Origin of the sequence: Proteus vulgaris (assembly GCF_033708015.1) — a bacterium.
GTDB lineage: Bacteria > Pseudomonadota > Gammaproteobacteria > Enterobacterales > Enterobacteriaceae > Proteus.
The window spans coordinates 754061-774347 of the sequence record NZ_CP137920.1 but is presented as its reverse complement, the minus strand read 5'-3'; the positions used below and the strand labels follow the sequence as shown (position 1 = coordinate 774347).

Here is a 20287-nt window from a genome sequence, read left to right as displayed (position 1 = left end):
TTCGCATGTCACCAAATAAAATTAATTCCACGGATTGTCAAAATATATAAGGGCACTTTTCTGACATTCAATAGCATTAGCCATTAAAAAAACAAAATGAGGGAAAATTCCCTCATTTTAATTGCGTTGGCGCGCCTTATCTTAAATTTCCCTCTTATTTTGAGAGAAAACAAGATAATGTCAGACAAGAGACATTGCCAAATTACGATGCATTATTCACCTGATGCCTGATTTTCTGGCTGGCTATAAATAACCAGTGGCTCAGATTTTCCATTAATCACGCCTTCATCAATGACCACTTTTTCTGCATGCTCAAATGAAGGAAGGTCATACATCGTATCAAGTAATGCAGCTTCAACAATCGAACGTAAACCACGAGCCCCCGTTTTACGTACCATGGCTTTTTTCGCAATTGCCGTCAGTGCTTCCTTACGGAATTCTAAATCTACACCTTCTAATTTAAATAAGGCCTGATACTGCTTAGTCAATGCATTCTTAGGTTCTTGTAAAATTTGAATTAACGCCTCTTCGTTTAATTCACCTAGCGTTGCAACAACAGGTAAACGCCCAATAAATTCAGGAATAAGACCAAATTTAATCAGATCTTCTGGCTCAACTTGGGCTAATAGCTCACCTTCGCTAGCTTTCTCATTTTGGCTTTTGACTTCTGCACCAAAACCGATACCTGAATGTGTATTTAAACGCTGTGCAACCACTTTATCGAGCCCTGCAAATGCACCACCACAAATAAAGAGGATCTTAGAAGTATCAACTTGTAAAAACTCTTGTTGTGGATGCTTACGTCCACCTTGAGGTGGAACAGAAGCGACAGTGCCTTCGACTAATTTCAATAATGCTTGCTGTACACCTTCACCAGACACATCACGCGTGATTGATGGGTTTTCAGATTTACGGGTGATCTTGTCAATTTCATCAATATAAACAATACCACGTTGCGCTTTTTGCACATCGTAATCGCATTTTTGTAGCAGTTTTTGAATGATGTTTTCAACATCTTCACCCACATAACCCGCTTCTGTCAGCGTTGTGGCATCTGCCATAGTAAAAGGAACATCAAGGTAGCGTGCTAATGTTTCTGCTAATAACGTTTTACCGCTACCAGTAGGGCCTATCAGCAAAATATTACTTTTCCCTAGCTCAACACCATTGGCTTTATCGCCATTACGCAGACGTTTATAGTGGTTATAAACGGCAACAGCCAGCACTTTTTTAGCCAATTCCTGACCGATAACATAGTCATCAAGGTGCTTACGGATTTCATGTGGCGTTGGCAATTCACTGCGTTCATGATGAGGTGCCAGTTCTTTTATTTCCTCACGAATGATATCAACACAAAGATCGACACATTCATCACAGATATAAACCGACGGGCCAGCGATCAATTTTTTTACTTCATGCTGGCTTTTACCGCAGAAAGAGCAATACAGAAGCTTCCCGGAGCTATCTTTGCGCTTATCTGTCATCAGTCAACCTCACTTAGTTATTCTTCATATCATATATAAGAAGAAGAAAGTCTTTTTTACATAAATATTGATAGCCGTTTCCCATGCATTATTAGCCCACAAAGGAAACGTATTAATTCAGTTACTATTACAACGTGTAATGATTAGCTACGTTGAGTATAGACTTTATCTACTAATCCGTATTCTAACGCTTCGTTAGCGGATAAGAAACGATCACGCTCAGTGTCTCTTTCTATTTCTTCAATAGATTTACCTGTATGTTGAGCCATTAACTCATTCATACGGGATTTTACTTTCAAAATTTCTTGGGCGTGAATTTGAATATCTGTTGCTTGACCTTGGTAACCACCTAATGGTTGGTGGATCATCACACGAGAGTTAGGTAAGCAAATACGTTTGCCTTTCGCACCAGCAGATAATAAGAAAGCCCCCATTGAGCACGCTTGCCCCATACAAATGGTACTAACATCTGCTTTGATATACTGCATCGTGTCATAAATAGACATACCCGCCGTAATGACACCACCTGGTGAGTTGATATACAGGTTGATGTCTTTCTCTGGATTTTCTGCTTCTAAAAAGAGCATTTGAGCAACGATAAGATTAGCCATGTGATCTTCAACTTGGCCAGTCAGGAAAATAATACGTTCTTTTAATAAACGAGAGTAAATGTCGTAAGAACGCTCTCCTCGCGAAGTTTGCTCTATAACCATCGGCACCAGAGCCATATTAGGTGCGAATTGTTCCTGTGTGTCGTTAAATGACATATCTGTCTCCTATTGCATTCTTATTGGTGCCAATGACAACAATTTTACTTGAGATAATTGATCATGACCATTTTTAATCATCCAATCTCTCACAAGACATTCAAGGCGCCTCGCGAGGAGTGATACAGAGAATATAGAATTATCTGGAGATAATCGCTGTAATTTCAAGGCAAAATTTGATAAATACATACAAACTGAAAAAAACCCGTGGTAAAAAACCACGGGTTTTTGCTTAAAACCAATATTCGCGGTTAAAAATTAACCCATTTGAACTTCGTTCATCAGTTCAGTGAAGTTAGTTTCTTTTTCAGTTACTTTAGCATTTGCTAAGATTTTTTCTACCGCTTGCTCTTCTAACGCAAGATTACGGATATTGTTCATCAGTTGTTCGTTCTTGTTGTAGAACTCAACAACTTCAGATGGATCTTCATAAGCTGAAGCCATTTCGTCGATCAGTGCATTCACACGGTCGTCTTCTGCTTTCAGTTCATTACTATTGATCACTTCACCTAACAGTAATCCAACGATTACACGACGCTTAGCTTGTTCTTCGAACAGTTCACGTGGTAATTGCAGAGCTTGTTTCTCGTCGCCACCAAAGCGTTGAGCGGCTTGACGTTGCAGAACTTCGATTTCACTGTCAACAGCGGCTGCTGGTACGTCAACTTCGTTTGCTTTCACTAAGCCATCAATAACTTGTGATTTAACACGAGTACGGATTGCATTTTTCAGTTCACGTTCCATGTTTTTACGCACTTCAGCACGTAAACCATCAACAGAACCATCAGCAATACCAAAACGCTTAATGAATTCTTCAGTTAATTCTGGCAGTTCACGCTCTTCAACTTTTTTCAGGTTGATAGCGAATTGTGCTTTTTTACCTTTCAGATTTTCAGCGTGGTAATCTTCTGGGAAAGTCACATCAATTGTGAATTCTTCACCCGCTTTATGACCGATAACGCCTTCTTCGAAACCTGGGATCATACGACCTTGACCCATTGCCAGTACGAAATCTTCAGCTTTTCCGCCTTCAAATTCTTCACCGTCAATAGAACCGTTGAAATCAACAGTTACACGATCTTCTGCTGCAACTTCGCCGTCTTTGTCTTTCCACTCTGCTTGTTGTTTACGCAGTGTTTCTAACATGTTATCAACGTCTTCGTCTTTAACAGCAACAACAGGTTTTACTACTTCAATGCTTTCCAGATCTTTCAGTTCGATTTCTGGGAAAACTTCGAATTCGACAGAGTAAACAAAGTCTTCACCTTCTTTGTATTGCTCTGGTTTGTAATCAGGCGCGCCAACTGGGTTTACTTTGTTTTCGATGATAGCGTTAATGAAATTACGCTGCATCAGATCACCCAGAACATCATTCAGTACTGACATACCGTAACGCTGTTTAACCATTGACATTGGAACGTGACCTTTACGGAAACCATCAATGCGAACAGTTTTAGCAGCTTTTTTCAGTTCACTGTCTACAGCAGTTTGGATATCAGCGGCTGGTACGGTGATTGTGACACGACGCCCTAGGCCTTGAGTCGTTTCAACAGAAACTTGCATCTTGTTACCTCAAAATAAGTTTTAGTGCTCGGTCTACTTTAAAGGAAACTAACATGATGTTGACATGTTTAGGTTTATTTTCCTTTCAGAACCGGGGCCGCCACATTTAAAAAAACGAGGATCCCTGATATCAGAAGCATCCCGAAACCTTACTGAAAATTAGACGCGACATTATAACGATCTAGAGGGGTTGAGTCGAGAAAGAGCCGTTTTATTCCTCAATTTTTTCATAAAATCGAGCAACTCTCCCCTTTTTTCCGCTATAAAGAACAAAAAATACGCATCTTAAGATCTATTTACTCACGATTAACGATAAGGTTGTTAATCTTCTTGGCTTCCGCCACGACACCCAGGAGAGCGTAACGCTTTATCCTGCTGTTCATTCCATTCACTCAAAGTAAAGGTGTGTAATGCTAATGCATGAACACCATTTTCCATTTCATGAGCTAATGTTTGATACACATCACGATGGCGCGAAACACGACGTTTCTCATTAAAATCATCACTCACGATAATGACTTTAAAGTGGCTTTCAGAGCCTTCGGGCACATTATGACGATGGCTTTCGTTTATTACTTGTAAAAAATGCGGTGAAAAGCGTGAAATCAGCTTATTCTCAATATCATCACGGATCATCTCTACCCCTAATACTCTAGCCTTTATACCATGGTGAATAAAAAATAAGTCAACCAGACTATATTGATTGAGTCTTTATCAATACAACATGATGGACTTATTCTTTTTAATTTTGCTGATGATAATCGCTTATTTTTCATCTTGAGTAAAACCATTGACCGAATATTGTCAATATACATGGGCAGAAATGAGAGTAATTTGAAATAAAATCAATTGATAAAATCAGATAATTTCGTCCGTTAAGGGGATATTAGCAACCTATCAGCAGTGGTATGATAGGCTAAAGTTTAAAGCCTATTCTACTCGTTAACACAACAGACATATTTAACCGAGATTACCTCATGATTAAAAATTTACTCTGTGCTGTTTTTGCATTAACACTCCTTTCAGGTTGTGCAACCCCTAGTAACAAACTGTCTATTGAGCCTGTGATGTCAGTCCCTGCGGCCGATCCAACAATGCGCCCTATTTCGCTGAATATTTCAAGCCAAGACAAACGTGCATCTAAAAACCTAGCGGAAATCAACCGCAACGGTAAATTAGAAGTCCTTGTCCCAACTCGTGATATTGCATTTTTAATGCAAGAAGTTTTACAAAAACAAATGGTCGCTCGTGGTTTTATGATAGGTTCCCCTGCTTCTGCGGATGTGATTATTGTTATCAATAAACTCAATGCAGACGTAGGTGAAGGAAGTGTTCGTCATAATATCAGTGCAAAAGCGGACATTTCCGTTATCGTCACCTTGCCAAATGGCAGTTCTAATACCAAAACATTCCGTACTAGCTACAATGTTCAAGGTCCATTTGGTGCAACTAATGAGAAAATTGCCGCTGCGATTAACAATGTCTTAAGTGAACTTGTTGGCGATATGGCAAAAGACGCTTCAGTCAGTCAATTTATCAAATCTAACGCTCGTTAATTTTATTAGCATAAACGACCTGTTATCTCAAACAGGTCGTTGAAAGGAATTTTGCATGGTTCAGCCCGCCTTCAAACAAACCACTTGGTATAAATCATTTATTCTTCTATTACTTGGCTTTACTTCTGGATTACCGCTGGCGTTAACAGCAGGCACATTACAAGCTTGGATGACAGTAGAAGATATCGATTTAAAAACCATTGGTTTTTTCTCATTGGTGGGACAAGCCTATGTTTTTAAATTCCTCTGGTCACCATTTATGGATCGCTATACCCCTTCTTTTCTTGGTCGTCGCCGAGGATGGATGTTGCTTACTCAAATAGGATTAGTGCTTGGTATTGCAGGAATGGGATTTTTAAATCCTAATGATCATTTATGGTGGCTTGCCTCTTTAGCTGTCATTGTTGCCTTTTGCTCTGCTTCACAAGACATTGTTTTTGACGCCTATAAAACAGATATATTAAAAGCTGATGAGCGTGGTACAGGAGCTGCTGTTTCTGTATTAGGCTATCGCATAGCCATGCTTGTTTCTGGAGGTATGGCGCTTTGGTTAGCGGATAAATATATTGGCTGGCAAAATATGTATTGGTTAATGGCAGCCTTAATGGGAATTGGTATTATTGCGACACTACTTGCCCAAGAGCCAGAAACAACTGTAAAACCGCCACGAACACTCTATGAAGCTGTTATTGAACCTTTATATGAATTCTTCTCTCGTAATAATGCTTGGCTAATTTTACTGCTTATTGTGCTGTATAAAATGGGCGATGCCTTTGCCCTAAGTTTAAGTACCACTTTTCTTATACGCGGTGCTGGATTTGATGCAGGTGAAGTTGGATTAGTGAATAAAACACTTGGACTTGCAGCCACTATTATCGGGGCATTATTAGGTGGTTTATTAATGCGACGTTGGAGTTTATTTAAGGCGCTGATGATTTTTGGTATTTTGCAAGGTGGTTCAAATATCGGTTATTGGTATTTAGCGGTTTCTGAGCAAAGTATTTATAGCATGGGAGCAGTAGTTGCATTTGAAAATATCTGTGGCGGAATGGGAACCGCCGCATTCGTTGCCCTTCTGATGACACTTTGTCATCTCTCCTTTTCAGCAACACAATTTGCGTTGCTCTCGGCTCTTTCTGCGATTGGTCGTGTTTATGTTGGACCCGTTGCTGGCTGGTATGTTGAAAGCCATGGTTGGGAAGCATTTTACCTTTTTTCTATTGCGGCTTCTGTACCCGGTCTTATCTTACTGTTGATTTCGAAAAATACACTTATATACACACAAAAAACAGGTGAATTTCTTAGAAGAACGTTATTTATTAAACAGTACCGCTTTGCTATTTATGGCTTGATGCTGACGGTTCTTTTCTTTATTTGCAGTTTAATTCTTGTGGTAATAAATTCACTACCTACTTTAGAGATGTTCCAGTCTGTGAATTATATTCAATCAATAGATACTGATAGATTAAGTTCTTGGGCGTCAACACTCTTTTTATACGGTGTCATTGTTGGTGCGGTAAGCCTTGTATTTGGCACAATACTCGATTATTTAGCCCTTAAGAAAACAACATATTAATTTTATTACCTTATCAATGTATATGCGCCATAAAAAAGACAGCTTAAGCTGTCTTTTTTATATTCTTAGTAAATAGAGTTATCTAAACAATCTCACTTTTACGGTTTTACCTTTTATTTTACCTTGTTGCAGCTGTTTCAAGACCTGTTTTGCAATAGATTGTTTTACAGCAACATAAGCATGTGTTGGGTTAATGATAATTTTACCAATATCGGCACCATTGAACCCCATATCACCAGTTAATGCGCCTAAAATATCACCTGGACGCATTTTGGCTTTTTTACCACCATCAATACATAATGTTGCCATCGTTGCTTCAAGAGGCATAATTTGTAGCCCAGTAGGTACTGGCAACCAATTTATCTTTAAGTGAAGCATCTCTTCTAAAGCATTAGCACGCTGAATTTCTTCTGGCGCGCAAAAACTAATTGCCAATCCACTTTCACCCGCTCTGGCTGTGCGACCAATTCGATGAACATGTACTTCAGGATCCCACGACAACTCGTAGTTAATCACCATCTCTAACGCTTTAATATCAAGTCCACGAGCCGCAACATCTGTTGCGACTAATACACGACAACTTCCATTAGCAAAGCGAATAAGCGTTTGGTCACGCTCTCTTTGTTCCATATCACCATGTAGAGCGAGCACACTTTGATGACTTTCTGTCAGTGTTTCATACACATCTTGGCAATCTCGCTTCGTATTACAAAATACAACACAAGAAGCAGGTTGCTCACGGCTTAACAGCTTTTGCAACAATCCAATTTTTCCATGACGAGATATTTCATAAAACTGCTGTTCAACAGCAGGAAGTTCATCAACAGAATTGATTTCAATAGTTACTGGATTTTGCTGGATCTTACGGCTAATTGTTGCGATCTCATTGGGCCAAGTTGCAGAAAAAAGCAACGTTTGGCGTGCCGTAGGCATACGAGAAATAATATCGTTGATATCATCAAAAAATCCCATATCCAACATTCTATCAGCTTCATCCAATACCAATGTTTTCACATCATCTAAAGTGACCGTCTCTTTTTTTAGGTGATCAAGCAATCTGCCAGGTGTTGCCACAATAATATGTGCAGCATGTATTAATGAATCACGCTGGATACTAAATGGAACACCACCACACAGCGTTAATACTTTGATGTTTGGAAGATAACGAGCAAGACGACGTAATTCATTTGCAACTTGATCAGCAAGTTCTCGCGTTGGGCATAAAATAAGTGATTGAGTATTAAACTTTTTTGCATCAATGTGTTGCAAAAGTCCCAAACCAAAAGCAGCCGTTTTACCGCTGCCTGTTTTTGCCTGAGCGCGAACGTCTTTTCCTTCAAGAATAGCGGGCAAAGCAGCTTCTTGAACTGGGGTCATAGTGAGATAACCCAATTCATTAAGGTTAGCGAGTTGTTCTGCAGGAAGTGCGTTAAGTTCAGCAAATGAGGTCACAATAAAAATTCCAAGTAAGATAAAAACGAATATTGGCTAATGATACTATCCCTTTATTCCTGTGTCGTGAGGTATTTTTACGCCATTCTTTCCACCTATTCTTCTTTCTTTTTTAACTTCCTTTTTTCCTACCCCAAAAACCGCAAGTAAACACTTAATCCATTCAAAATAGAACAAATACTAAAAATAAATTAAACAATGATAAAATTCCTACTTTTAACTTTCGATTTAATATTCTAGAAACAGATCTTAATTTCAACATTATAATCTTATAATAAAGTTTAAAAAGATTATAATTTCAAAATAGATCAAAAAACAAATTCACCGAAAAATTATTTCATTAAATTTAATTGAGATTACTCATGATAAAAAAAACATTTCTATTAACCATCGCTAGTACACTTTCTTTATCCGCTCAAGCTAGCTATTTAGGTGGCTTCGCTAATACCAGCATCAATTATCTTGATTGGACTTCTCATACAACACATAAAACAGGGCAATCTTCTCATAAAGATGATTTTGCCTATTTAGAACTCGAAGGTGGTGCTAACTTTTCATGGGGTGAGTTTTATGGATTTTTTGATCTAGAAAACCCCTTTAATCCTCGCAAAACACAGCCAGGTGATAATCAACGTTATACCGTTAAAGCAACCAGCCGCATTTATTTGGGTGAAAGTCATTTTAATTTTTACGGGCATATTTATGGTACATGGTCACTTCCGGGCAAAGAAAACAAGGGTAACTTCCATGAAGTGAATACGCTTTACGGTTTAGGCTATAACACACAAATTGATAATTTATGGTTTAAACCCTTTATCGCACTTCACTATGTCGATCAAACTTACTATTCAGGAAATAATGGCTATGTCGTTGGTTGGGTCGCTGGATATGATTTTTCTATTAGTGATCAAAAATTTAGTATTAGCAATTGGCATGAAATGGAATTTAATCGTCATGAGCGTTATGGCAATGGAGGAAAAAATGGGTTTAATGGTGCTTTAGCTTTTTGGTGGCATCCAACGACCTCGATTACCACCGGTATTCAATATCGTTATGCTTATAAAAAATTAGGCGAAGATTTTCTGCAAGACGGCATTGTATACAGCCTAAAATATAATTTTTGATCGCTAATTGTTAATTTTTATTACAGCGAAAGCCTTTTTATTCGCTGTAACCTCTTTTTATTACTTAATGAAAAACTTTCTCATTGGATATAAATATTCACAAAATAGCCAATTATCCATATTAAAAATCATACAATGATCAAATAAAGATATTAAACATCAACATGGAAAGGATTTTTCCTATCAACTCTCCTCCGACCTCTATTTTGTTTCTTTTTTACTCAAAATACGTTTTCTTACACTTTTTACTGCATTTTTATTTGTAAAAATATGTATTTATTTTAAAAACATGGTACTTTATGAAATTATAGTTAATACACAATAATTAAGTTAACATTTATTTAATAGTTTGATTACTTGTGATCACATTAACACAAAAGACTAACCAACCACTTACTTACCATTACAATTGTTTACACTGTCGCAACCTTACCGTAAAATGTCCTTACTGATACTGATGAAACAACAATAGAACCTTTATCATTTGGGTCGTTGGATGAGACTTATGAAATACATAAAAAGTATTGGGACACTCTCGCTATTAGCAGCAGCGCTTCTATTAAGTGGCTGTGATATGGCGTTAATGAATCCCAAAGGCGCTATCGGCGCTGAGCAAAAAACATTAATCCTCATTGCACTTGGTTTAATGTTAATTGTTGTGATACCGGTAATACTGATGGTGATTGTTTTCGCTTTTCGCTACCGTGAATCCAATACTAAAGCCACCTATCGCCCAAACTGGGCTCACTCAAATAAAATTGAACTCGTCGTTTGGACAGTGCCAATTATCATTATTGTGATTTTGGCGAGTATTACATGGAAAACTACCCATGAACTCGATCCTTACAAACCATTAGAGTCCACAGAAAAACCGGTCACCATTGAAGTTGTTTCAATGGATTGGAAATGGTTATTTATCTATCCAGAACAAGGTATAGCAACCGTTAATGAACTGGCTTTCCCGACTAATGTTCCTGTTAATTTCAAAATCACGTCTGACTCTGTCATGAACTCATTCTTTATCCCTCGCTTAGGTGGACAAATCTATGCGATGGCAGGAATGCAGACGAAGCTACACTTAATTGCTAATGAACCAGGTGAATATCAAGGTATGTCAGCAAGTTATAGTGGACACGGCTTCTCTGATATGAAATTTACAGCGATTGCGACACCTGATCGTGCCGGTTTCGATGCGTGGGTTGAAAAAGTCAAACAATCGCCAGATACGTTAAATACGACCGCTGCATTTAATGAACTTGCTAAACCAAGCCAGAAAAATCCAGTGACCTACTATTCAAGCGTGAAGCCAATGTTATTCCAAGAGACCATTTCTAAATTTGGTCACACTGGTCATGGCGCTCACACCAGTAGCAATCAGACAGCACATGCTGATGCAACAATGAATATGAACATGAGCCATGCGGCACATGCAGGAGCAGAGGAATAAAGGCATGTTCGGAAAATTAACTCTTGATGCAATCCCGCTACATGAACCCATTATCGTAGTAACTTTACTCGGTATTGTGCTTGGTGGGCTTGCTGTTGTTGGCGCACTAACTTATTTTCGTAAATGGAAATGGTTATGGACCGAATGGTTAACCAGCGTTGACCATAAAAAAATTGGTATTATGTATATCATCGTTGCAATGGTCATGATGTTCCGTGGCTTTGCCGATGCGATTATGATGAGAAGCCAACAAGCGCTCGCCTCTGCTGGCGAAGCGGGTTTCTTACCACCTCATCACTATGATCAGATTTTTACCGCACACGGTGTAATCATGATTTTCTTCATGGCAACACCTTTCGTTGTAGGTCTGATGAACCTTGTTGTACCTTTACAAATTGGTGCTCGTGATGTTGCCTTCCCATTCCTAAACTCATTGAGTTTCTGGTTCTTTGTTGTAGGTGTGTTATTAATCAACATCTCTTTAGGTATTGGTGAGTTTGCTCAAACAGGTTGGTTAGCTTATCCACCGCTATCAGGCTTGGAGTATAACCCTGGAGTCGGGGTCGATTATTGGATATGGAGTTTACAAATATCTGGTATTGGTACGCTTCTAACTGGGGTTAACTTCTTCGCGACGATCCTGCGTATGCGTGCGCCGGGTATGAGCATGATGAAAATGCCAGTATTCTCTTGGGCTGCTTTATGTACTAACGTCCTAATTATTGCTGCATTCCCAATTTTAACAGTCACTATTACGCTGTTAACATTAGACCGCTATCTTGGTACACACTTCTTTACCAATGATATGGGCGGTAACATGATGATGTACATCAACCTTGTATGGGCTTGGGGTCATCCAGAAGTTTATATCCTTGTTCTGCCCGTATTTGGTGTGTTCTCTGAAGTTACAGCAACATTCTCTAAAAAACGGTTATTCGGTTATACCTCTTTAGTCGGTGCAACTGTCGTTATTACCGTGTTGTCATTTATCGTTTGGTTACACCACTTCTTTACCATGGGCTCTGGCGCCAACGTCAATGCCTTCTTCGGTATCGCCACAATGATCATCGCTATACCAACAGGGGTTAAAATCTTTAACTGGCTGTTTACGATGTATCAAGGTCGTATCGAATATAAAAGCCCAATGCTGTGGACTATCGGTTTCCTTATCACCTTCTCTGTTGGGGGGATGACTGGGGTTCTGTTAGCCGTTCCAGGTGCAAACTTTGTTTTACATAACAGCTTATTCTTAATTGCTCACTTCCATAACGTTATCATTGGTGGTGTGGTATTTGGCTGTTTCGCAGGTATGACCTACTGGTTCCCTAAAGCATTCGGTTTCACACTGAATGAAAAATGGGGTATCCGTGCATTCTGGTTCTGGTTTATCGGCTTCTTTATGGCCTTTATGCCACTGTATATTCTTGGCTTTATGGGAATGACTCGTCGTATCAGCCAAAATATCAACCCAGAATTCCATCCAATGTTAATGGTTGCTGCGGGTGGTGCGGCTCTGATTGCTATCGGTATCGCTTGTCAAGTTATCCAGATCTACGTAAGTATCCGTGACCGTGATCAAAACCGTGACTTAACGGGAGATCCATGGGGTGGTCGTACGCTGGAATGGTCAATTTCTTCACCTGCGCCTTTCTATAACTTTGCGGTTGAACCTAATGTTCAAACTCGTGATGAGTGGTGGGATCAGAAAGAAAAAGGCACAGCTTATCAGCGTCCAACCAAGTATGAACCCATCCATATGCCTAAAAATACAGGCGCTGGTGTGATTATTTCAGCATTCAGCTTAGTACTTGGCTTTGCCATGATCTGGCATATCTGGTGGTTAGCTATCGTTGGTTTCGCTGGCATGATTGTCACTTGGATCGTGAAAAGCTTTGATACAGATGTGGATTACTATGTCCAAGTACCTGAAATTGAAGCTCTCGAGAATAAGCATTATGAAGAACTGAAAAAAGCAGGTGTGAAATAATGTCTACTCAAACTGTAAATAACGCAAACGCCCATGAGCATCATGGGCACCACGATGCAGGAGCAACGAAAGTTTTCGGCTTCTGGATCTATCTAATGAGCGACCTTATCCTGTTTGCCAGCTTATTTGCCACTTATGCGGTGCTTGTTAACGGGATTGCAGATGGTCCTTCAGGTAAAGAGATTTTTAGCTTACCGTTTGTTTTAGTTGAAACCTTCTTACTACTATTTAGTAGTATCACTTTCGGTTTCGCTATGCTGAGCATGAATAAAGGTAGCGTCAGCCAAGTTAATCTGTGGTTATTTGTTACTTTCTTATTCGGCTTAGGTTTCGTCATCATGGAAGTTTACGAATTCCATGAGCTAATCGCAGAAGGTTATGGCCCAGATCGCAGTGCATTCTTATCTGCATTCTTTGCATTAGTATCAACGCACGGTCTTCACGTAACTGCGGGTTTAATTTGGATTGTGATTATGATGATCCAAGTATCACGCCGTGGTTTAACAGAAGTTAATCGTACTCGTTTAAGCTGTTTAAGTCTGTTCTGGCACTTCCTTGACGTTGTCTGGATCTGTGTGTTCACCGTAGTTTATCTGATGGGAGCGATGTAATGAGTCATCCAAATACTTCTCCTTCAGGCGCAAGCCACGGCAGCATGAAGTCTTACCTAATCGGCTTTATTCTGTCTGTTATCCTCACCGTTATTCCATTTTGGATGGTGATGGAAGGAACAGCGACACCAGCAACAATTCTATGGACGGTTGTCGGTATGGCAGTCGTGCAGATTGTGGTTCACTTAGTCTGCTTCTTACATATGAATACGTCATCAGAAGAGCGCTGGAACGTCGTCGCATTCCTGTTCACACTGCTTATTATCGGCATTGTTGTCGTAGGCTCGCTGTGGATTATGTACAACCTGAACATCAATATGATGATGGATTAAGAGTTGTCGCTATGATTAAGCAATACCTACAAGTCACCAAACCAGGAATTATCTTCGGAAATTTAATTTCTGTAATAGGTGGTTTTCTACTCGCTTCTAAAGGTGAGATTGATTACTCCCTATTTTTCGCGACTCTACTTGGGGTGTCTCTGGTCGTTGCTTCTGGTTGTGTTTTTAACAACTATATTGACCGTGATATTGACCGTATCATGGAAAGAACGAAGAATCGTCCATTAGTTAAAGGATTAATTGACCCTCGAATTAGCCTGATTTATGCCTCAGTATTAGGTATTGCAGGTGTTGTGCTGCTCTATGTAGCAGCCAACCCACTTGCAATGTTTATCGCTGTATTCGGTTTTATTATTTATGTTGGGGTTTATAGCCTCTATATGAAGCGTAAATCTGTTTATGGCACACTGATTGGAAGCTTATCTGGCTCTGCACCTCCTGTTATCGGTTATTGTGCCGTTAGCGGTGAATTTGATGCAGGCGCGGCAATCCTATTACTTATCTTTAGTTTGTGGCAAATGCCTCACTCTTATGCCATTGCTATTTTCCGTTTTAAAGACTACCAAGCTGCGAATATCCCTGTATTACCTGTAATTAAAGGGATCTCTGTCGCTAAACGTCATATCATTCTCTATATTCTGGCGTTTATGATTGCAACCTTAATGCTGACATTAGTTGGTTATGCAGGTTATAAATACCTGATTGTGGCTTCAGCCGTTAGTATTTGGTGGTTAGGCATGGCTTTATCTGGTTATAAAGCAACCAATGATATTGTGTGGGCACGAAAATTATTTATTTTCTCTATTGTCGCAATCACTTCATTAAGCGTAATGATGTCTGTTGATCCAACAAGCTCAACAGAAGCGGTTCTTGCGTATCTAAGATAATGTATTTATTAACGTAATCTAAATACCAGTCAGCCTTCTGACTGGTATTTTTTTATCTCTTTGACGACTTCGCCTGATATCAGTACAGTTTTGTCTTTTTTGTATCCCATTTATTGATTAACCTCACCAAGATTTGCCATTACAATGAGAGGTATCAGTATACGAGGTAATCCATGAATGATAATAAAATGACTCCATTAGAGCGTAAAGCAACATGGGGACTAGGCACTGTTTTTTCTCTTCGCATGCTTGGCATGTTTATGGTACTCCCAGTTTTAACCACTTATGGGCTTCAACTACAACACGCAACCGAATCTCTCATTGGATTAGCCATCGGTATTTATGGATTAACACAAGCTATATTCCAAATTCCTTTTGGTATTTTTTCTGATAAATTTGGTCGAAAACCAATGATTGTTTTTGGCTTAATTATTTTTATTATTGGGAGTTTGATTGCTGCACTCAGTGACAATATCTACGGCATTATTATTGGTAGAGCATTACAAGGGGCGGGAGCTATCTCTGCAGCAGTAATGGCGTTATTATCAGATTTAACTCGAGAACAAAATAGAACAAAAGCAATGGCCTTTATCGGTATTAGCTTTGGAATAACCTTCGCTTTAGCCTTAGTATTAGGACCTATTTTAACGCATATTTTTGGCTTACATGGCCTATTTTGGGGGATTGCCCTACTCGCCTTTGGTGGCATTATTATTACGCTTTTTACTGTACCAAATAGCGAACATCATATTCTTAATAGAGAGTCTGGTTTTGTTCGTGGTAGTGTAAAAAAAGTTTTATTTGATGCTCAGCTGCTTAAGCTTAATACAGGCATTTTTTCACTACATACTTTATTAATGGCTGCATTTGTTGCACTCCCCCTAGTTATGAGTAGCGCAGGTTTAGAGAAAGAGAAACATTGGATTGTTTACCTAGTCACTATGCTTATTGCTTTTATTACTGTACTTCCTTTTATTATCTATGCAGAAAAGAAACGCAAAATGAAACAAGTTTTCTTATTCTGTATTTTCTTACTTATTATTGCGCAAGCCGTTCTTATTATTTCAGGCTCTAGTTTATGGTTAATTATTGCAGGCATTCAGGTTTTCTTTATTGGTTTTAATATTATGGAAGCCCTACTTCCTTCATTAATTAGTAAAGAAGCGCCAGCAGGTTATAAAGGTACAGCAATGGGAATTTATTCCACCAGCCAATTTTTAGGCGTGGCATTAGGCGGAATTTTAGGGGGATGGCTTTACCAGCATTATAGTGCACAAACTGTATTTTTAGGCTGTTTAGTGATTGGCTTCATTTGGTTTTTCATTAGCCTGACATTGCACCAACCCTCTTATGTCAGTAGCTTACGTGTTGAATTACCTCCAAATTTATCTTCACACCAACAACAGCAACTCCAACAATTATTTAAGCAACAACCTGGGGTTAATGAAGTTGTGATGATTGCGGATGAACAGAGTGCTTATATTAAGGTTGATACTAAACAAACGCCGAGAACAACATTAGAGTCGTTGATCCCTTTAGTTTAAGGCTCAATGCATTGACGAGATAACATAAAAATGCGCTGTTCAACCAGCGCATTTTTTATAACTAAATGAATAAACAATTAGTCACGGAAATTGTTAAATTGGAATGGCTGCCCTAACTCACCTTCTCTGACTAATTTCATTACGGCTTGTAAGTCGTCACGTGATTTACCTGTAACGCGAACTTGCTCACCTTGAATTTGAGTCTGAACTTTCAATTTACTGTCTTTGATTAACTTAACAATTTTTTTCGCTAAAGCGGTATCAATACCTTGTTTTAAGGTAGCTTCTACGCTGTACATTTTTCCGCTATGAGTCATCTCTTCAGGGATATTCAATACCGCACCATCAATCCCTCTTTTTGCCATTTTCTCACGCAGAATATCTAATAATTGTTGAACCTGAAATTCAGATACACTGGTCGTTTTCACTGACTCTGCTTTTTCGTTTAATTCAAAGCTTGCTTCAACGTTACGAAAATCCCAGCGAGTAGTCAGTTCACGTTGTGCATTTTCTACCGCATTACGCACTTCATGTAAGTCAACTTCAGATACGATATCAAAAGATGGCATTCTTTCTTCCTCAATAAATAAATACAGCCCGAATAATAGCTTCTTTTAGGGTTACAAAAAAGCATCGCACATTCAATAACAAACTTATTCCCTTCATGATCTCTTATAGTAAAGCGCAAACATACTTTAAACAGAGAAATGCAATCAATGTTATAATTTTGGCTAAATAGTCTAATGACCGTCAGTAGCCACCTTAGCTATTGCGATTTGCAAAAAAGAGGCACAATGAAAATTACCGTTTTAGGATGTGGTTCGATTGGTAAACTTTGGGTTGCAGCTTTAACACGCCAATCTCATGAAGTACAAGGTTGGTTAAGAGTACCTCAGCCTTTTTTAGACGTGAGTGTTGATAACATTAATGGTGAGCCTTTTTATCAACGTATTACCGCAAATCAACTTCAATTGTTAAAACAAAGCGAATTATTAATTGTTTGCTTAAAATCTTGGCAAGTCTCAGATGCCGTTAATTCGCTATTACCTTATCTTTCTGCACAATGTCCTATTTTACTTATCCATAATGGTATGGGAACGGCTGATGAATTAACAGCGACACAACACCCAGTTATCAGACCTATTTTACAAGGCATTATTACTCATGGTGCTTATCAACAAGGACAAGATGTTATTCATACCGCAACCGGAATAACACATATCGGTCCATTAAATCATGTCGCTGAACAATATAGCTATTTAGCGGAAACCTTACACCATGCTTTGCCGGATGTCGCTTGGCATAATGATATCCATACAATTAGTTGGCTAAAGCTTGCTGTGAATTGTGTTATCAATCCGCTTACCGTTTATTATCAATGCCGTAATGGGGATTTATTGCGCTACCCTGAACATATTCAAAAAGTCTGCGATGAAGTTTATCAAGTTATGGAACGTGAAGGTGTTGTTCCCACCTCCAAAACACATCTTCATGGCTATATTATTGATACCATAGAACAAACAGCAAATAATTATTCTTCTATGTATCAAGATGTGAAATATCAACGCCATACAGAGATTGACTATATTACGGGTTATTTATTGCGTCGAGCTTCGGAACAAGGGCTTGTATTGCCAGAAAATAACCGCCTTTTTCAATTTATTAAACAACAGGAAGGCAATTATGACCATATCAGCACTCATCTGCCTAGCTAATGGAAGTGAAGAAACCGAAGTTGTGACTACTGCAGATTTACTGGTAAGGGCGGGTATTAATGTCGTACTTGCAAGTGCAGAAGATGATGTTGATGAGCTTATAATTACATGCTCACGAGGCATAAAACTTGTCGCTGATGCCCCTTTAGTTCGTGTTGTCGATCACCACTATGACGTTATTATTCTACCTGGTGGATTACAAGGTACTGAAACCTTAAGAGATAGCCCTTTAGTCGTTGAAAAAGTACGTCGTATGCACAGTGAAAATAAACTTGTTGCAGCCATCTGTGCAGCACCCGCAATTATTCTTGAGTCTCACAATATTTTTCCCGTCGGTAACATGACGGGTTTTCCTGCATTAAAAGATAAAATATCGCCCAAAAAATGGGTTGATTACCGAGTCTATTTTGATGAGAGAGTTAATTTGATTACCAGCCAAGCGCCTGCAACATCTATCGATTTCGCACTAAAAATTATCGAACGCTTAAAAGGCAAAGAAGCTGCCGCCGATGTTGCCAAACAACTGGTATTACCACCCGGTATTTATAATTACCAAGATGAATTTACAGGATTTGGGGATAGGTAAATAATAATTGCTAACATATTATATTGAGCAAAAAAATAATATTTTGCTCAATATAATCACCTGGAGAATAGCAGCGACATTCCCCAACATTATTGTTGTATAAAAAACAAAAGCCACTAATTTTAACTACTTAGTATGCCAAAGTAGTTAAAGATAGTGGCTTTTTTATCAAAAGTATAAACGTTATATATTATTTTTTACGATAGACTTTAACGTTTTCAAAGCCTTGTTCACGCAAATACAACGCTTGTAAACGACTCATCATTCCGCGGTCACAATAGAGTAAATAAGTTTTGGCTTTATCTAGATCACCAAATTGAGTGCTTAATTTATAGAAAGGTAACTCTTTAACATTAACACCGTCTATCTTTAATGGTGAAGTTTCTTGCTCTTCAGGTGAGCGAATATCTAAAATAACATCGTTAGCACCAAATTCAGATACCATCTCAACTTCAGTAACTTGCTGTACGGTTTCTTCTGCAATACGACGAATATCCATATTGTTGGCGTTTTCAACAACGCTATCTAGAATGGAAAAATCAAATTTCTCTTCTTCCGCTTCAATCTTTGCTTTAACTGCTTTCACTGTTGGGCTTTTTGAAATTACGCCACAGAATTCAGGCATTGTGCGAGCAAAATCTTCTGTACCAATTTGACGCGCTATATTGATAATATTTTCTTTATCATGCGTGATAAGAGGACGTAGAATTAATGTATCAGTCGCATTATCAATTAAACGTAAGTTAGTTAAGGTTTGACTAGAAACTTGACCTAATGCTTCACCTGTTACAATCGCTTGAACACCATAGCGTTCGGCAACACGAGATGCTGCACGTACCATCATACGTTTTAGTACCACGCCCATTTGACCATCGTCGATTTTTTCTAAAATTTCTGCAACAACTGGCTCAAAATCAACTGCGACAAAATGTACTTTATGAGAGCGACCAAAGCGATTCCATAAGTAATATGCAACCTGCTTAACCCCAATTTCGTGTGCTGAGCCACCTAAGTTAAAGAAACAGTAGTGAACTCGGCTACCACGACGCATTAACATATAACTCGATACACCTGAATCATAACCACCAGAGATCAGTGATAAAACATCTTCTTGTGTACCAATTGGGAAGCCACCAATACCTTCATAGCGCGCATTCACTAAAATAAGTTTATCGTCTTCAATTTCTAAGTTAATGGTGACATCTGGACGCGTTAATTTCACTTTTGCACTTTCAATGTGTTGGTTAAAGCCACCACCAACATAACGCTCAACTTCATTTGAAGTAAAACTATGCTTACCACGACGTTTAGCACGAACACAAAATGTTTTGTTTTCAACTAAATGCTTAAATGCGGCAAAAGTTTGCTCAAAAATATTGTGTAAATCAGTATACGGATGCTCTTCTACTTGTAAAAAGTGATGAATACCAGGAATACGTGTTAATGCATCACATACAGCTTCACTTTTACTTTCATCTTTGCTAACAACAACAATGTTATCCCAATTGCGAACAACGGTGATTTCATCACCTAATGTATTAAGAACATTTCGAATATTGCTGGTAAGAATTTTGATAAAACGTATACGAACTGATTGGCTTTTGATCGTAATTTCGGGGAATAATTTAATAATAAACTTCATAGTCA

The 20287-nt window shown here is 38.7% G+C and carries 18 protein-coding genes; 11 read left to right on the top strand and 7 right to left on the bottom strand.

What is annotated here, in order from left to right; all coding sequences use genetic code 11:
• Window positions 1-212 precede the first annotated feature (212 nt).
• From clpX to bolA, 4 genes are all read right to left on the bottom strand, one after another.
• Complete coding sequence (clpX, locus tag SB028_RS03690) at window positions 213-1484, bottom strand: ATP-dependent protease ATP-binding subunit ClpX (protein ID WP_069368570.1); 1272 nt, start codon at window positions 1482-1484, stop codon at window positions 213-215.
• A gap of 143 nt (window positions 1485-1627) precedes the next feature.
• On the bottom strand, window positions 1628-2251 hold the full coding sequence (gene clpP / locus SB028_RS03685; RefSeq protein WP_004245088.1) for an ATP-dependent Clp endopeptidase proteolytic subunit ClpP: 624 nt from the start codon (window positions 2249-2251) through the stop codon (window positions 1628-1630).
• Window positions 2252-2509: 258 nt separating this feature from the next.
• The gene (gene tig, locus SB028_RS03680) at window positions 2510-3814 is read right to left on the bottom strand and encodes a trigger factor (RefSeq protein WP_069368571.1); all 1305 of its coding nucleotides are present in this window, start codon (window positions 3812-3814) and stop codon (window positions 2510-2512) included.
• A 321-nt stretch (window positions 3815-4135) separates the two neighbouring features.
• Entirely contained in the window at window positions 4136-4450 is a 315-nt protein-coding gene (gene bolA / locus SB028_RS03675; RefSeq protein WP_069368572.1) for a transcriptional regulator BolA, read from the bottom strand.
• 341 nt (window positions 4451-4791) lie between these two features.
• Here bolA and SB028_RS03670 point away from each other — a divergent pair, with 341 nt between their 5' ends.
• The gene (locus SB028_RS03670) at window positions 4792-5370 is read left to right on the top strand and encodes a YajG family lipoprotein (RefSeq protein WP_069368573.1); all 579 of its coding nucleotides are present in this window, start codon (window positions 4792-4794) and stop codon (window positions 5368-5370) included.
• A gap of 55 nt (window positions 5371-5425) precedes the next feature.
• The gene (gene ampG, locus SB028_RS03665) at window positions 5426-6946 is read left to right on the top strand and encodes a muropeptide MFS transporter AmpG (RefSeq protein WP_069368574.1); all 1521 of its coding nucleotides are present in this window, start codon (window positions 5426-5428) and stop codon (window positions 6944-6946) included.
• A gap of 78 nt (window positions 6947-7024) precedes the next feature.
• On the opposite strand, the gene dbpA is transcribed toward ampG, so the two are convergent.
• Entirely contained in the window at window positions 7025-8398 is a 1374-nt protein-coding gene (dbpA, locus tag SB028_RS03660) for an ATP-dependent RNA helicase DbpA (protein ID WP_069368575.1), read from the bottom strand.
• 362 nt (window positions 8399-8760) lie between these two features.
• Between dbpA and SB028_RS03655 the strand changes: the two genes are divergently transcribed.
• The 7 genes from SB028_RS03655 (at window position 8761) to SB028_RS03625 (ending at window position 16339) form a co-directional block, all read left to right on the top strand.
• Window positions 8761-9522 (top strand): outer membrane protein OmpK, encoded by a 762-nt coding sequence (locus SB028_RS03655; RefSeq protein ID WP_069368576.1) that lies wholly within the window; start codon window positions 8761-8763, stop codon window positions 9520-9522.
• 496 nt (window positions 9523-10018) lie between these two features.
• On the top strand, window positions 10019-10969 hold the full coding sequence (cyoA, locus tag SB028_RS03650) for a cytochrome o ubiquinol oxidase subunit II (protein ID WP_069368577.1): 951 nt from the start codon (window positions 10019-10021) through the stop codon (window positions 10967-10969).
• Window positions 10970-10973: 4 nt separating this feature from the next.
• On the top strand, window positions 10974-12956 hold the full coding sequence (cyoB, locus tag SB028_RS03645; RefSeq protein WP_069368578.1) for a cytochrome o ubiquinol oxidase subunit I: 1983 nt from the start codon (window positions 10974-10976) through the stop codon (window positions 12954-12956).
• The gene (locus tag SB028_RS03640) at window positions 12956-13567 is read left to right on the top strand and encodes a cytochrome o ubiquinol oxidase subunit III (RefSeq protein WP_069368579.1); all 612 of its coding nucleotides are present in this window, start codon (window positions 12956-12958) and stop codon (window positions 13565-13567) included. The genes cyoB and SB028_RS03640 overlap by 1 nt, the downstream gene beginning before the upstream one ends.
• Window positions 13567-13899: a cytochrome o ubiquinol oxidase subunit IV gene (locus SB028_RS03635; RefSeq protein WP_006535101.1), complete on the top strand. Its 333-nt coding sequence runs from the start codon at window positions 13567-13569 to the stop codon at window positions 13897-13899. Before SB028_RS03640 ends, SB028_RS03635 begins: the two co-directional genes overlap by 1 nt.
• Before the next feature lie 11 nt (window positions 13900-13910).
• Entirely contained in the window at window positions 13911-14795 is an 885-nt protein-coding gene (gene cyoE / locus SB028_RS03630; RefSeq protein WP_069368580.1) for a heme o synthase, read from the top strand.
• A gap of 173 nt (window positions 14796-14968) precedes the next feature.
• The gene (locus tag SB028_RS03625) at window positions 14969-16339 is read left to right on the top strand and encodes an MFS transporter (protein WP_069368581.1); all 1371 of its coding nucleotides are present in this window, start codon (window positions 14969-14971) and stop codon (window positions 16337-16339) included.
• 77 nt (window positions 16340-16416) lie between these two features.
• Here SB028_RS03625 and SB028_RS03620 read toward each other — a convergent pair whose 3' ends face one another.
• A complete protein-coding gene (locus SB028_RS03620) occupies window positions 16417-16908 on the bottom strand; it encodes a YajQ family cyclic di-GMP-binding protein (RefSeq protein WP_069368582.1) in 492 nt (163 codons plus the stop codon).
• Window positions 16909-17133: 225 nt separating this feature from the next.
• Here SB028_RS03620 and panE point away from each other — a divergent pair, with 225 nt between their 5' ends.
• Together panE and yajL are read left to right on the top strand one after the other, a co-directional pair.
• Window positions 17134-18054: a 2-dehydropantoate 2-reductase gene (panE, locus tag SB028_RS03615; RefSeq protein ID WP_069368583.1), complete on the top strand. Its 921-nt coding sequence runs from the start codon at window positions 17134-17136 to the stop codon at window positions 18052-18054.
• Window positions 18023-18640 (top strand): protein deglycase YajL, encoded by a 618-nt coding sequence (gene yajL, locus SB028_RS03610; RefSeq protein WP_069368584.1) that lies wholly within the window; start codon window positions 18023-18025, stop codon window positions 18638-18640. Before panE ends, yajL begins: the two co-directional genes overlap by 32 nt.
• 190 nt (window positions 18641-18830) lie before the next feature.
• Here the strand turns inward: yajL and thiI are convergent, their stop codons facing one another.
• The gene (gene thiI, locus SB028_RS03605) at window positions 18831-20282 is read right to left on the bottom strand and encodes a tRNA uracil 4-sulfurtransferase ThiI (protein WP_069368585.1); all 1452 of its coding nucleotides are present in this window, start codon (window positions 20280-20282) and stop codon (window positions 18831-18833) included.
• Between the last annotated feature and the right edge of the window lie 5 nt (window positions 20283-20287).

What these genes read in the sequence shown, in the direction of transcription:
- clpP (WP_004245088.1), bottom strand. Translation starts at nt 2,251, where the DNA reads ATGTCATTTAACGACACACAGGAACAATTCGCACCTAATATGGCTCTG.
- bolA (WP_069368572.1), bottom strand. Translation starts at nt 4,450, where the DNA reads ATGATCCGTGATGATATTGAGAATAAGCTGATTTCACGCTTTTCACCG.
- panE (WP_069368583.1), top strand. Translation starts at nt 17,134, where the DNA reads ATGAAAATTACCGTTTTAGGATGTGGTTCGATTGGTAAACTTTGGGTT.
- yajL (WP_069368584.1), top strand. Translation starts at nt 18,023, where the DNA reads ATGACCATATCAGCACTCATCTGCCTAGCTAATGGAAGTGAAGAAACC.
- tig (WP_069368571.1), bottom strand. Translation starts at nt 3,814, where the DNA reads ATGCAAGTTTCTGTTGAAACGACTCAAGGCCTAGGGCGTCGTGTCACA.
- SB028_RS03625 (WP_069368581.1), top strand. Translation starts at nt 14,969, where the DNA reads ATGAATGATAATAAAATGACTCCATTAGAGCGTAAAGCAACATGGGGA.
- cyoE (WP_069368580.1), top strand. Translation starts at nt 13,911, where the DNA reads ATGATTAAGCAATACCTACAAGTCACCAAACCAGGAATTATCTTCGGA.
- SB028_RS03655 (WP_069368576.1), top strand. Translation starts at nt 8,761, where the DNA reads ATGATAAAAAAAACATTTCTATTAACCATCGCTAGTACACTTTCTTTA.
- SB028_RS03640 (WP_069368579.1), top strand. Translation starts at nt 12,956, where the DNA reads ATGTCTACTCAAACTGTAAATAACGCAAACGCCCATGAGCATCATGGG.
- cyoA (WP_069368577.1), top strand. Translation starts at nt 10,019, where the DNA reads ATGAGACTTATGAAATACATAAAAAGTATTGGGACACTCTCGCTATTA.
- SB028_RS03620 (WP_069368582.1), bottom strand. Translation starts at nt 16,908, where the DNA reads ATGCCATCTTTTGATATCGTATCTGAAGTTGACTTACATGAAGTGCGT.
- ampG (WP_069368574.1), top strand. Translation starts at nt 5,426, where the DNA reads ATGGTTCAGCCCGCCTTCAAACAAACCACTTGGTATAAATCATTTATT.
- SB028_RS03670 (WP_069368573.1), top strand. Translation starts at nt 4,792, where the DNA reads ATGATTAAAAATTTACTCTGTGCTGTTTTTGCATTAACACTCCTTTCA.
- thiI (WP_069368585.1), bottom strand. Translation starts at nt 20,282, where the DNA reads ATGAAGTTTATTATTAAATTATTCCCCGAAATTACGATCAAAAGCCAA.
- clpX (WP_069368570.1), bottom strand. Translation starts at nt 1,484, where the DNA reads ATGACAGATAAGCGCAAAGATAGCTCCGGGAAGCTTCTGTATTGCTCT.
- cyoB (WP_069368578.1), top strand. Translation starts at nt 10,974, where the DNA reads ATGTTCGGAAAATTAACTCTTGATGCAATCCCGCTACATGAACCCATT.
- SB028_RS03635 (WP_006535101.1), top strand. Translation starts at nt 13,567, where the DNA reads ATGAGTCATCCAAATACTTCTCCTTCAGGCGCAAGCCACGGCAGCATG.